We start from the raw sequence: 11,954 nt of genomic DNA on the forward strand, positions 1-11,954 counted from the left end.
GACCCTTGCAAAAGAGAAACGCGACCGTGGCCGTGATCGGCGCCGGTGATTATATCGGCAGCGAGATTGCAAAGAAATTCGCCTCCGAGGGCTTTACGGTGTTTGCAGGACGCCGCGACGGCGCCAAGCTCGAACCGCTGGTCAAGGAGATCGAGAAGGCCGGCGGCGAAATTCACGCGCGCGCGCTCGATGCGCGCAAGGAAGACGAGATCATCTCCTTCCTCGGCGATGCCGACAAGCACGCGCCGCTCGAGGTTTGCATCTTCAACATCGGCGCCAACGTCAACTTTCCGATTCTGGACACGACCGAGCGGGTGTTCCGCAAGGTGTGGGAAATGGCTTGCTATTCCGGCTTCCTCGCCGGCCGTGAGGCCGCGCGCCTGATGCTGCCGCGCGGCCAAGGCAATATCTTCTTCACCGGTGCGACGGCGAGTTTACGCGGCGGAAGCGGCTATGCGGCCTTCGCCAGCGCCAAGTTCGGCCTGCGGGCGGTCGCGCAAGCCGCGGCGCGCGAATTGGGCCCGAAGAACATTCACGTTGCGCATCTGATCATCGATTCCGGCGTCGACACGGAATGGGTACGGCAGCGGCGGATCGAGGCGCTTGGTCCGAACGCGCTGGATGATCCCGACCTCCTGATGCCGCCATCGTCGGTCGCCGAATCCTACTGGCTGCTCTATCAGCAGCCCAGGAGCGCCTGGACCTTCGAGCTGGAGATTCGTCCCTTCGGCGAGAAATGGTAGCGGGAGCTTTCACGATGGAGCTCAAGCTTTCGCGTGAAGACGCTGCGTTTCGTGACGAGCTGCGCGGTTTCATTGCGGAAAACTATCCGCAGGAGATGCGCGTTCCAAACCCCGAGACTGATTTGACCAAGGAGCAGTCGCTGCTCTGGCACCGGATACTCTACAAGAAGGGTTGGATCGCTCCGCTGTGGCCAAAGGAATATGGCGGCCCGGGCTGGTCGGTCACGCAGCGCTTCATCTTCGAGCAGGAGACGTCACGGGCCGGGACGCTGCCGCCGCTCGCGTTCAGCGTCACCATGGTCGGCCCGGTCATCTACACTTTCGGTAACGACGCGCAGAAGAGGAAGTATCTGCCGCGTATCCTCTCCGGCGAGGATTGGTGGTGCCAGGGCTATTCGGAGCCCGGCTCAGGATCCGACCTGGCGTCAATCCGCACCAAGGCGGTGCGCGACGGCGACCACTATGTCGTCAACGGCCACAAGACCTGGACGACGCTGGCCCAACATGCCGACTGGATCTTCTGCCTGGTGCGGACCGATCCATCGGCAAAACCCCAAGCCGGCATTTCCTTCCTGTTGATCGACATGAAATCGCCCGGGGTTACCGTGCGGCCGATCATCACGATCGACGGATCGCACGAAGTCAATGATGTCTTCCTGGAGGACGTGCGCGTCCCCGCGGAGAATCTGATCGGCGAAGAGAACAGGGGTTGGACCTACGCGAAATTTCTGCTCGGGAACGAGCGCACGAGCATGGCCGGGATCGGCCGGTCGACCCGTTATCTCGCGCGTCTCAAGCAGATCGTGCGAACCGAGGTCGGTGAGGGCGATCCGGCGTTCGGAGAGTTCATCAGGGAGATCGCGCGCGTCGAGCTCGATGTGCTCGCACTGGAGGCGACGGAGCTGCGCATCGTTGCCCAGATGTCGCGCGGCATCGATCCGGGTCCGGCTGCATCGTTGTTCAAGATCAGGGGCACGGAGATATTCCAGCGCATTACGGACCTGACCCATCAGGCGATCGGCAATTACGGGCTGGCCATCCGCGAGCACCCGGTAACCGCCAACCGGTTCATGCCGGGACCGGACTATGGACACACGGCAACCGAGAAATATTTGAACTCCCGAAAGCTGAGCATTTACGGGGGATCGAATGAAATCCAGCGCAACATCATCGCGAAAGCGGTGCTCGGTCTCTGACGACATCGCACGAGGTATCTCATGGACATCCAGTTGACGGAAGAGCAGGAGTTGCTCCGTTCGAGCATCCAACGCTTTCTGCGCGAGCAGTACGACTTCGACGAACGCCGCAAGATCGTCTCGACCGATGAGGGCTGGAGCCGCAGGCACTGGAAAGCTTTCGCCGAGCTTGGACTCTGCGCGGCGCCGTTCCAGGAGAGCTCCGGCGGCCTGGGCGGCGGCTCGCTGGCAACCATGATCGTGATGCAGGAGTTCGGCCGCAACCTCGTCGTCGAACCGTATTTCGAGACGGTGGTTCTCGCAGGCGGCCTAATCGAGGACGTCGCCTCGCCGGAACAGCGTGAGGCATTGCTGCCGAAGATCATGGAGGGTGAGGCGATATGGGCGGTGGCCTGGGCGGAAGGGCGATCGCGCTATGATTTCAACAACGTCACCACGACAGCCCGGCGCCAGGGTGGAAGCTTTGTCCTGAGTGGGTCAAAGGCCGCGGTGGTCGGTGCGCCGTGGGCCGACAAGTTGATCGTATCGGCGCGGACGTCCGGTGGTCCTCACGATCGGGATGGCGTGAGCCTGTTTGTCGTCGATAGCCGTTCGGCCAATCTCCATTTGCAGAGCTTCAAGACCATCGATGGACGGCACGCTGCCGAACTGACGCTGATGAACGTCGAGGTGCCCGCCGGCCAGCTGCTCGGCCGCGAAGGCGAAGGCGTTGCGGCCCTTGAGGCCTGCCGCGAGCGCGCCATTGCGGCGCTCTGTGCCGAGGCGGTCGGAGCGATGTCCGTGCTGAATTCCGCGACGCTCGAATACAGCAAAACTCGCAAGCAGTTCGGGGTAGCGCTAGGGACCTTTCAGGTGTTGCAGCACCGCATGGTCGACATGTTCATCGCGCTCGAAGAGGCCATCTCGCTCACCCAGCATCTGAACCTCAGCCTCGCCGCTCAAGAGCCGAATGGATCGAAACTGGCGTCTGGTACCAAATCCAAGGTCGGCTACGCAGCGCGCTTCGTCGCAGAGCAGGCGGTGCAACTACATGGCGGCATGGGCATGAGCGACGAACTGAACGTCGGCCATTACTTCAAGCGAATAAGCTCCATCAACATTCAGTTCGGAGACCCCTCCTATCATCTGATGCGGTACGCGCAGCAGAGCTGAATCTCCATTCAACGCAGCAACTCGCCTGCCGTACCCAACCCGAGGTAAAAATGACCGAAGCCGTGATCGTCTCGACCGCGCGTACTCCCATTGGCAAGGCTTACAAGGGCGCGCTCAATCACACCGAAGGCGCGACGCTGCTCGGGCATGCCATCTCCTCGGCACTGTCGCGCGCGAAGGTCGAGGGCGCGGAGGTCGAGGATGTCGTGATGGGCTGCGCCATGCAACAGGGCACCACGGGGACCAACATCGCGCGCAAGGCGCTGCTGCGTGCCGGACTTCCGGTGAGCGTGGCCGGAACGACGATCGATCGCCAGTGTGCGTCGGGGCTTCAGGCCATTGCGCTGGCTGCGCGTTCGATCATTTTCGACGGCGTTGAGGTCGCCATCGGCGGCGGCGGCGAATCCATCAGCCTGGTCCAGAACAACCAATACAACAGCTTTCATGCCGTCGATCCGGAACTGCTCGCGATGAAGGGAGACGCCTACATCGCGATGCTGGACACCGCCGAGGTCGTGGCTAAACGCTACAATATCTCGCGTGAACGCCAGGATGAGTACAGCCTGGAGAGTCAGCGCCGGACGGCAGCTGCGCAGCAGGCCGGCCGGTTCACAGACGAACTCGCGCCGATCAAGACGACCATGGCGGTCACGGACAAGGCGAGTGGCGCTGTGTCCTATCAGCAGGTGACGCTGTCGGCTGACGAGGGGCCGCGTCCCGATACGACGGCCGAAGCTCTCGCAGGCGTCAAGCCGGCCAAGGGGCCGGGCTTCACGGTCACCGGCGGCAATGCCAGTCAGCTTTCGGACGGTGCCAGTGCCGCTGTCATCATGAGCGACAAGCTGGCGGCGCAGAAGGGGCTGAAGCCGCTCGGTATCTTCCGCGGCTTTGTCTCGGCGGGCTGTGAACCGGACGAGATGGGCGTTGGTCCGGTCTATGCCGTGCCCCGCCTGCTCAAGCGACACGGACTTAAGGTCGACGATATCGATCTCTGGGAACTGAACGAGGCATTCGCGGTGCAGGTGATCCATTGCCGCGACAAGCTCGGGATCGACCCTCACAAGCTCAACGTCAACGGCGGCTCGATCGCGGTCGGCCATCCCTACGGCATGACCGGGGCGCGGCTCACCGGCCACGCCCTGATCGAGGGCCGCCGGCGCAAGGCCAAATACGCTGTCGTCACCATGTGCGTGGGGGGCGGCATGGGCGCAGCAGGGCTGCTCGAAATCATTCATTAGACAACTCGGCAGAACCGGACGTCCATCAACATACTGGAGGCATTTGTGAAGACAGCAATCACCGAAATGTTCGGCGTCGAACATCCGATCATTCAGGGTGGAATGCACTATGTGGGGTTCGCCGAACTTGCGGCCGCGGTGTCGAATGCCGGCGGGCTCGGGGTCATCACCGGCTTGACGCAACGGACGCCGGAACTTTTGGCCAAGGAGATCGCGCGCTGCCGCGACATGACGGACAAGCCGTTCGGCGTGAACCTGACCTTTCTGCCGACCTTCACCGCGCCACCTTATCCGGAATACATCGCTGCCATCAGGGAGGGCGGCGTCAAGATCGTCGAAACTGCTGGGCGCAGCCCCGAACAGTACATGCCCGCCCTGAAGGCAGGCGGCATCAAGGTGATCCACAAATGTACGTCTGTGCGGCACTCGCTCAAGGCCGAGCAGATCGGTTGCGATGCGGTCAGCGTCGACGGTTTCGAATGTGGCGGCCATCCCGGCGAAGACGACATGCCCAATATGATCCTGTTGCCGCGTGCGGCCGAAGAGCTGAAAATACCCTTCGTTGCCTCGGGCGGCATGGCCGACGCGCGCAGCCTGGTTGCGGCACTCGCAATGGGCGCCGCCGGCGTGAACATGGGGACGCGCTTTATCGCCACCAAGGAAGCGCCGGTGCATGAGAACGTCAAGAATGCGTTGGTCAAGGCATCAGAGCTGGACACCCGGCTGGTCATGCGTGCGCTCCGGAATACAGAGCGAGTCTTGAACAACAAGGGTGTCGAGCAGTTGCTCGAGATCGAGCGCGCGAAGGGCAAGAGCCTCAAGATCGACGATATCCACGACCAGGTGGGGGGCGTTTATCCCAAGGTGATGATCGACGGCGATATGGACGCGGGCGCCTGGAGCTGCGGCATGGTCGTTGGACTCATTCGCGACATTCCGACCGTGAAGGAGCTGATCGATCGCATCATGGCGGACGCCGAGCGACTGATCAGGGACCGACTTACAGGATTCCTCGATGCCGACAGCAAGGCAGCCCTGAAGGTCGCGTGAAGGCACGCCGGGAGCGGCGCGAATGGCCGAAGAGAATAGCGGTTGTTAGGAGGCAAGGAATACTTGCCATCAATGGCCCGTTGGCAAGAGTTCAGAATGAATTGGCGAAGCGGTGCTCTGGAAGTCCCTGTGCGATGCCATGAATGGCAAGAACATGACCCGCTTGGGGTTTAAGGCTTAATTGCTCGCGATCCAGAAACTTCCTCGCCGTCGTAACGAACAATGTCTTCAGATCAGGTCCGCCGAAGCACAAGCAGGTCGGATTGGTCGCCGGCACCGGAATAACGGTGTCGATCCGGCCGTCCGGTCGGTAGCGTATCACCCGGCCGCCGGAGAAGAATGCGGTCCACAGCCCGCCGGCAACGTCGATGCACGCGCCGTCAGGCCTCTCCCCGGAGGCGCTGTAGTCCGCGAACAGTCGTCTGTTGCGGATCGCGCCATCATCGAGATCGAAGTCGAACTGCCAGGTGCGGTATCGCCTCGTATCCGTGAAATAGAGCGTGCGATTGTCGGGTGAGAACGCAATTCCATTCGTGACGATGACATCGCCGAACATGTGCGCCGTCCGCCCGTCCGCGTCCACACGATACAGCGACCCGTTCGGCCGATGCAGCTGGTTGTCCATGGTGCCGATCCATAGTCGGCCCCGCGCGTCGACGCGCCCGTCATTGAGGCGGTTGTCGGGACCGCTTTCGACCTCACAGAGCTGACTTGGAGGACCGTCGCCGGACGAGCGGCGATAAAGGCGCAGATCCTGCGCGAGCAGGTGGGAGCCATCTGCCGTCAGAGCCTGACTGCCGAGGAAGTTGCACGCGTACGGAAAGACCTGATGAGCGCCGGTTGCCGGATCGAAGGATTGATGCAACTGCCGGTCGATGTCGACCCACCATAGCTTGCGGGAACGGTCGCACCACAACGGCGTCTCGCCGAGAATGTCGGCCGTGGCCACTGCGGTCTCGACCCGGTGCGCAGGGATCAGGTCGGCGGTCATACCGATATCCGGTTCCAGCCACGAGCGCTGTCTCCGAAAGCCTCGTATCCGTCCGCGGTGACAGCGATCGTATCCTCCAGCTTGATGAAGCCGCGCGCGTGGGGCAGCGTGGTTTCAATCGAGATGACCATGCCGGCTTCAAGCGGTTCGTTGGCGTCGTCGGCGGGATAAGGGATGGGGCCGCTCGACGTCAGACGCGGCGCTTCGTGGCTGACGATCCCCATTCCATGGGCGACGAAATGCATTTGCTTGCTGTAAGCGGACCGCGCGAGCGCTTCGTTGGCCGCGGTGTAAATGCCGCTGCCGGCGAGGCCGGCGCGGATCGGCATTCGGGCTGCCTGCTGGATCAGGTCGATCTCGCCGAGTAGATCGAGAAGCTCGCCGTCGGGAGCCCCGTGTACGGCCATCCGGCAGAGGTCGCCGATGTAGCCGCGGTAGTTGCCGCCCGAATCCAGTGAGACGACGTCGCCCGGTTCGAGACGCTGTTCGGATGGAGCCCGGTTGAGGCTCGTTCCCAATGTCACCAGCGCGTATTCGAAAATCATGTCCCGGGACAGCTCGGCCTGCCGCAAATGATCGATGATCTCGCGCTTGCTCTGCCCGGGGCGGGTCTGGTTGACCGCAGTCATCATGGAGGCGACGACACGCTCGGAGGCTTCGCGGAGGACGTCCAGCTCGGCCGCCGTCTTGACGGCGCGCAGCTTCTCAAGCGGGCGCATCGCCTCGACGAACTGGCAATGGCCGAACTCCCTGCGCAACACGTCCGCCGCATCGGCCGGCAGAAATGAGCCCTCGATTCCGACACGGAGCGCAGAAGGCGCGACGGACTTCAGCTGCTTGACGGCGAGTGCCATCGCCTCGACCGTGGTCGACGATCCGAACACGATCGCCGGCATCCAGTAGCCGTCGCTCGTCCGGTTCTGGACGCTGTCGCGCTCGTTCCGGTTCGCGATATAGGCCGACTTCTCCAGCGCGCCCTTCATATAGACGAAAATGGGCAGGTACCGGCTGATGCCGATCGCCTCCATATAGTCGAATTGGAAATGATAGTAGCCGCCAAGAAGGTACTGGATGTTGTGCTTGGAGGTGACGATCAGCACGTCGATGCTGGCATCGTCGAGCAGGCGGTCGAGTCTGGCCGTGGAGAAGGGAACACCGGAACGCATGTGTTTCTCGCTGCTCGACAATTATGCCCGACGCTCCGGCGCCAGGCCGCGGGCGATCAACCCTCGTTCCAGGAGGCGAGGGCATGCGCGACGCAGCCGTTGATGTGCTCGGTGAGCACGGCCCTGGCGCTTTTGATGTCGCGCTTGAGGGCGCATTCCAACAGCGCCTTGTGCTGATTGATCGTCTCGGCGCCGCGGTAGCGCAGCGCATAGCGGAAATATTTGTCGAACACGACCGCGTGGGTCTGCATCAGCTCGCGCGAACCGCAACTCGAAATGAGCGCCTGGTGGAATTCGCCGTCGTAGCGTTTACGCAGCTCAGGATCGTCGCCTTCGCTGAGGACGGTGCGTTCGGTCGCCGCCAGCTTGTGATGCGCTGACACCACCCGGCCTTCCCACTCCACGTCGCCGGCCCGGAACGACTCGGCCATCGCATGATGTTCCAGCAGGATACGGAGACCGGCGAGCTCACGCAGGTTCTGGATGGATATCGGCGCCACCTCGAAGCCGCGCTGACCTTCCGCGACCACGAAGCCCTCGGACGTCAACCGGTTGAGGATCTCGCGCAGCGTGGAGATGCTGACGCCGTAATCTTCCTTCATGGCGTCGAGCTTGAGCCGCCCGGAGGGCGTCAGCACGCCGAAAATGATGTCGGATCGAATCCGCTGATAACCGCTGTCGCCCGCCGACAAGGGCCTCCCCTCAAGTGACGTCATGCTCTCCGATCCCGCAAACGCGCGCGCAACGCCCTGTGATGGGGCGGCCGAACTATCAATGTTACCAGCAATATAGCAGACACCCAGCGTCGTATGTAATCAAAAATATCAGATGAAATCGATTTTATCATTTGACTGAGAAATATAGTTATGTTTTTTGATTGACCTGAGGGTGCAGAAAATAATGGCCTAACGCCGCGATCGTGCCCCGATCGAACAGGGAGGTAATAATGAGTTTGTTGGTACGGACGCTGTCTGCGACGGCGATCTGCGTGGCGCTGACGGTCGGCGCATCAGCTCAGGACATTCAGGAGCGGACGATCAGGTGGGGCCACCTGAACAACACCGATCACCCCGTCAGCTTTGGTGTGCAGAAGTTCGCCGAGATCCTGCTGGCAAAGAGCGGGGGCAAGATGAAGGTCCGCGAGTTCGCGGCTTCACAGCTCGGCAACGAGTTGCAGCAGCAATCCGCGCTGCGCGGCGGCACCCAGGAGATGCTGTCGGCCTCGACGACGTCGCTCGCCACCGTCATTCCGGAATTCGGTCTTATCGATTTCCCGTTCCTGTTCAACACGACCGAGCAGGCCGATGCTCTCGCGACCGGAAAATTCGGCAAGGCGATGATCGATACGCTGCCGTCGAAGGGGCTGATTGGCCTCGGATATTGGGGCCTGGGCTTCCGCAACGTCACGAATAGCACCCGCCCGATCACCAAGCTTGAGGACTTCAGCGGCCTCAAGCTTCGTGTGATTCCGAACCCGGTCTATCTCGAAAGTTTCAGTGCCTTTAAGGCCAATCCGGTCCCGATGGCCTTCGGTGAGCTGTATTCGGCGCTGGAGACCCGCACCGTCGACGGCCAGGAGAATCCCTACACGGTCATTCTCTCGAACAAATTCTACGAAGTGCAGAAGTACGTTTCCGCGACAAATCATACCTTCACCCTGAACATCATTCTGGTGAGCAAGGTCTTCTGGGACAAGCTGTCCCCGACCGAGCAGGGGCTGATGCGCGAAGCCTATGAAGAAAGCCGCGGCTACCAGAAGGAGCAGACGCGCCTTCAGACCGAAAAGGCTCTGGCTGAGCTGCAGGCCAAGGGTATGCAGTACAACGCGATCGCCCCCGAAGAAACGGAGCGCATGCGGAAGGCAGCGCAACCGGTCGCGGACAAGATTTCAGCTAATCTTCGTCCCGAGACGGTGAAGCTCTTCAACGAAGAGGTCGAGCGCATCCGCAAGGACGTGAAGTAGTCGACTTCTTTCATCACGCAGGCGGCGGAGCCGGCCAGTGGCCGGCTCACACCCTCATTTGCCCGGACGTCACGCATGGCGCGAGTTCTCGACCTCTATTGCACGTTCCTGAAAGCCGTCATTGCCGCCTGTCTCGCGATCATGGTGGTCCTGGTCTTCGGCAATGTCGTCCTGCGTTACGGCTTCAACTCCGGAATCGCGATTTCCGAAGAATTGTCGCGCTGGCTGCTGGTCTGGTTGACCTTTCTCGGCGCAATCGTCGCGCTTCGCGAGCACGCCCATCTCGGCGTCGACACCCTCGTCCGGATGCTGCCGGCCTCCGGCAAGCGCATCTGCTTCGTCATCAATTATTGCCTGATGCTGTTTGCCGACTGGCTGCTGCTTTCGGGAAGCTGGCGCCAGACCATCATCAATATCGACGACCGTGCGCCGGCCACCGGTCTTTCCATCGGGATATTCTATGCGGTCGGCGTGGTCTTTGGCGTGTCAGCCGCGATTATCCTTCTCTACGACCTGTACCGGGTGATCAGCGGGCAGGCGAGCGAGGAAGACATGGTGGCTGTCAGGGAATCGGAGGAGCAATGATGTCCTCCACCGCCATCACGCCTGTTCATTTTCTTCGCGTCACCTGGATCACGCCATGACGATCGCCGTCTTTACGTTCTCGCTGCTCGGCGCCATGGCGCTGGGCATGCCGATCGCCTTTGCGCTCCTCATCTGCGGCGTCGCCCTGATGAGCACGATCGACATGTTCGACGCGCAGATCGTGGCGCAGAACGTCATCAACGGCGCGGACAGCTTTCCGCTGATGGCCATTCCCTTCTTCATGCTCGCCGGCGAGATCATGAACAAGGGAGGGCTGGCCAAGCGCATCGTCAATGTCGCCCTTGTTGCGGTCGGGCATTTCCGGGGCGGTTTGGGCTACGTAACGATCATGGCGGCCTGTATCCTGTCGTCTTTGTCGGGGTCTGCAGCGGCCGATGCTGCCGCGCTCGCGGCGCTGCTGGTGCCGATGATGGTGGCAGCGGGACACAAGAAGTCCTACGCGGCTGGTCTCGTGGCTGCCGGTGGGGTCATCGGCCCCGTCATTCCGCCCAGCATCGGTTTCGTCATCTTCGGCGTCGCCGCCAACGTATCGATCTCCAAGCTGTTTCTCGCCGGCATCGTCCCCGGCCTCCTGCTTGGATTGGGCCTCTGCCTCGCCTGGTACTGGGTGGTGCGCAAGGAGAACCTGTCGCCGCCGCCGAGGGCCTCGCTGCGCGAAATCCTGCACGCCGTCACCGACGGGTTCTGGGCGCTCATGCTGCCCGGGATCATCATCGTGGGCTTGCGCTTCGGCATCTTCACGCCGACCGAGGCCGGCGTCGTCGTCGCCGTCTATTCGCTGTTCATTGCGACCTGCATCTATCGCGAGCTGAAATGGTCGGAGGTCTACGCGGTCCTGGTGTCGTCTGCCGTGACGACGAGCGTCGTCATGTTCCTCGTCGCCGCAGCGCTGGTGTCGTCCTGGCTCATCACGGTGTCCGAAATCTCCGCTCAGGTCGTCGATCTCCTGAAACCCTTCATGGGGAACAACACGCTCCTGATGCTGGCGATCATGGTGATCGTGGTAGTCGTGGGAACGGCGCTCGACATGACGCCGACGATCCTCATCCTCACGCCGATCCTGATGCCGGTCATCAAGGCGGCGCATATCGACCCCGTCTATTTCGGCGTGCTCTTCATCATCAACAATTCCATAGGCCTGATCACGCCACCGGTCGGCATCGTGCTCAACGTCGTGTGTGGCGTCTCCAAGATCAGCATGGAGGATATCATCAAGGGCGTCTGGCCTTTCATGATCGCGCAACTGATCGTCCTGTTCGCGATGGTGCTATTCCCGGGATTGGTGACGATCCCGGCAAAATGGTTTGGCGGCTAGTCGCTTAGCTTCTACAAAGGACAAGAGGGACAAAAATGGCCGCTAAAATCATGATCCTCAACGGACCCAATCTCAATTTCCTCGGCATCCGCGAGCCGCACATTTATGGCGCGACGACGCTTAGGGAGATCGAGGCGAGCTGCCAGGCGCTGGCCGATCAGCTCGGAGTTTCGATGTCGTTCTATCAATCGAACATGGAGGGCGAGCTCGTCAGCCTGATCCAGTCCGCCCATGGCGACGCGGACGCAATCATCATGAATCCCGCGGCCTATTCGTTCACCTCGATCGCGCTGATCGATGCGCTGAAGATTTTCGAGGGCGTGAAGATCGAGGTGCACATCTCGAACATTCACGCGCGGGACGAGCTGCACCGCCACTCGATCACCTCGAGTGCCTGCACGGCGGTCATTTGCGGCCTGGGTCCTTACGGCTATCTTGCCGCGATTCTGGCTGCCGTCCAACGGCTTGGGCAATTGCCTCAGACCATCGCGCCGGCTCTGCACGGGCTTGCGGCCGGCGGCAAAGCGTAGGCAA

Annotated in this window: 12 protein-coding genes; 9 read left to right on the forward strand and 3 right to left on the reverse strand. The window is 61.6% G+C overall.

Going from position 1 to position 11,954, the window contains the following annotated elements:
- Nucleotides 1–5: 5 nt before the first annotated feature.
- From ABIB06_RS19330 to ABIB06_RS19350, 5 genes are read left to right on the forward strand one after another with little or no spacing between them, the layout of a single operon-like run.
- Nucleotides 6–743 carry an SDR family oxidoreductase gene (locus ABIB06_RS19330; protein ID WP_354050029.1) on the forward strand — a complete coding sequence of 246 codons (738 nt, stop codon included), beginning with the start codon at nucleotides 6–8 and terminating at the stop codon, nucleotides 741–743.
- 14 nt (nucleotides 744–757) lie between these two features.
- Complete coding sequence (locus ABIB06_RS19335; RefSeq protein ID WP_354050031.1) at nucleotides 758–1,939, forward strand: acyl-CoA dehydrogenase family protein; 1,182 nt, start codon at nucleotides 758–760, stop codon at nucleotides 1,937–1,939.
- 21 nt (nucleotides 1,940–1,960) lie between these two features.
- Nucleotides 1,961–3,091: an acyl-CoA dehydrogenase family protein gene (locus ABIB06_RS19340; RefSeq protein ID WP_354050033.1), complete on the forward strand. Its 1,131-nt coding sequence runs from the start codon at nucleotides 1,961–1,963 to the stop codon at nucleotides 3,089–3,091.
- A 50-nt stretch (nucleotides 3,092–3,141) separates the two neighbouring features.
- On the forward strand, nucleotides 3,142–4,329 hold the full coding sequence (locus tag ABIB06_RS19345) for an acetyl-CoA C-acyltransferase (RefSeq protein ID WP_354050035.1): 1,188 nt from the start codon (nucleotides 3,142–3,144) through the stop codon (nucleotides 4,327–4,329).
- 45 nt (nucleotides 4,330–4,374) lie between these two features.
- On the forward strand, nucleotides 4,375–5,379 hold the full coding sequence (locus ABIB06_RS19350; protein WP_354050037.1) for an NAD(P)H-dependent flavin oxidoreductase: 1,005 nt from the start codon (nucleotides 4,375–4,377) through the stop codon (nucleotides 5,377–5,379).
- A gap of 91 nt (nucleotides 5,380–5,470) precedes the next feature.
- Here the strand turns inward: ABIB06_RS19350 and ABIB06_RS19355 are convergent, their stop codons facing one another.
- Genes ABIB06_RS19355 through ABIB06_RS19365 form a run of 3 tightly spaced genes read right to left on the reverse strand, consistent with a single transcriptional unit; the run spans nucleotide 5,471 to nucleotide 8,252 of the window.
- A complete protein-coding gene (locus ABIB06_RS19355; protein ID WP_354069183.1) occupies nucleotides 5,471–6,370 on the reverse strand; it encodes an SMP-30/gluconolactonase/LRE family protein in 900 nt (299 codons plus the stop codon).
- Entirely contained in the window at nucleotides 6,367–7,536 is a 1,170-nt protein-coding gene (locus ABIB06_RS19360; RefSeq protein ID WP_354050040.1) for a M24 family metallopeptidase, read from the reverse strand. The genes ABIB06_RS19355 and ABIB06_RS19360 overlap by 4 nt, the downstream gene beginning before the upstream one ends.
- A gap of 56 nt (nucleotides 7,537–7,592) precedes the next feature.
- The gene (locus ABIB06_RS19365; protein WP_247348462.1) at nucleotides 7,593–8,252 is read right to left on the reverse strand and encodes a GntR family transcriptional regulator; all 660 of its coding nucleotides are present in this window, start codon (nucleotides 8,250–8,252) and stop codon (nucleotides 7,593–7,595) included.
- A 230-nt stretch (nucleotides 8,253–8,482) separates the two neighbouring features.
- On the opposite strand from ABIB06_RS19365, the gene ABIB06_RS19370 reads away from it, so the two are divergent.
- From ABIB06_RS19370 to ABIB06_RS19385, 4 genes are all read left to right on the forward strand, one after another.
- The gene (locus tag ABIB06_RS19370) at nucleotides 8,483–9,499 is read left to right on the forward strand and encodes a TRAP transporter substrate-binding protein (protein ID WP_354050041.1); all 1,017 of its coding nucleotides are present in this window, start codon (nucleotides 8,483–8,485) and stop codon (nucleotides 9,497–9,499) included.
- Between the two features lie 75 nt (nucleotides 9,500–9,574).
- Nucleotides 9,575–10,084 (forward strand): TRAP transporter small permease, encoded by a 510-nt coding sequence (locus tag ABIB06_RS19375; RefSeq protein ID WP_354050043.1) that lies wholly within the window; start codon nucleotides 9,575–9,577, stop codon nucleotides 10,082–10,084.
- Nucleotides 10,085–10,139: 55 nt separating this feature from the next.
- A complete protein-coding gene (locus ABIB06_RS19380) occupies nucleotides 10,140–11,420 on the forward strand; it encodes a TRAP transporter large permease (RefSeq protein ID WP_247444752.1) in 1,281 nt (426 codons plus the stop codon).
- A 35-nt stretch (nucleotides 11,421–11,455) separates the two neighbouring features.
- The gene (locus ABIB06_RS19385) at nucleotides 11,456–11,950 is read left to right on the forward strand and encodes a type II 3-dehydroquinate dehydratase (RefSeq protein ID WP_247348452.1); all 495 of its coding nucleotides are present in this window, start codon (nucleotides 11,456–11,458) and stop codon (nucleotides 11,948–11,950) included.
- Nucleotides 11,951–11,954: the final 4 nt, after the last annotated feature.

It is taken from the genome of Bradyrhizobium sp. LB8.2, assembly GCF_040548035.1.
Classification (GTDB): Bacteria; Pseudomonadota; Alphaproteobacteria; order Rhizobiales; family Xanthobacteraceae; genus Bradyrhizobium.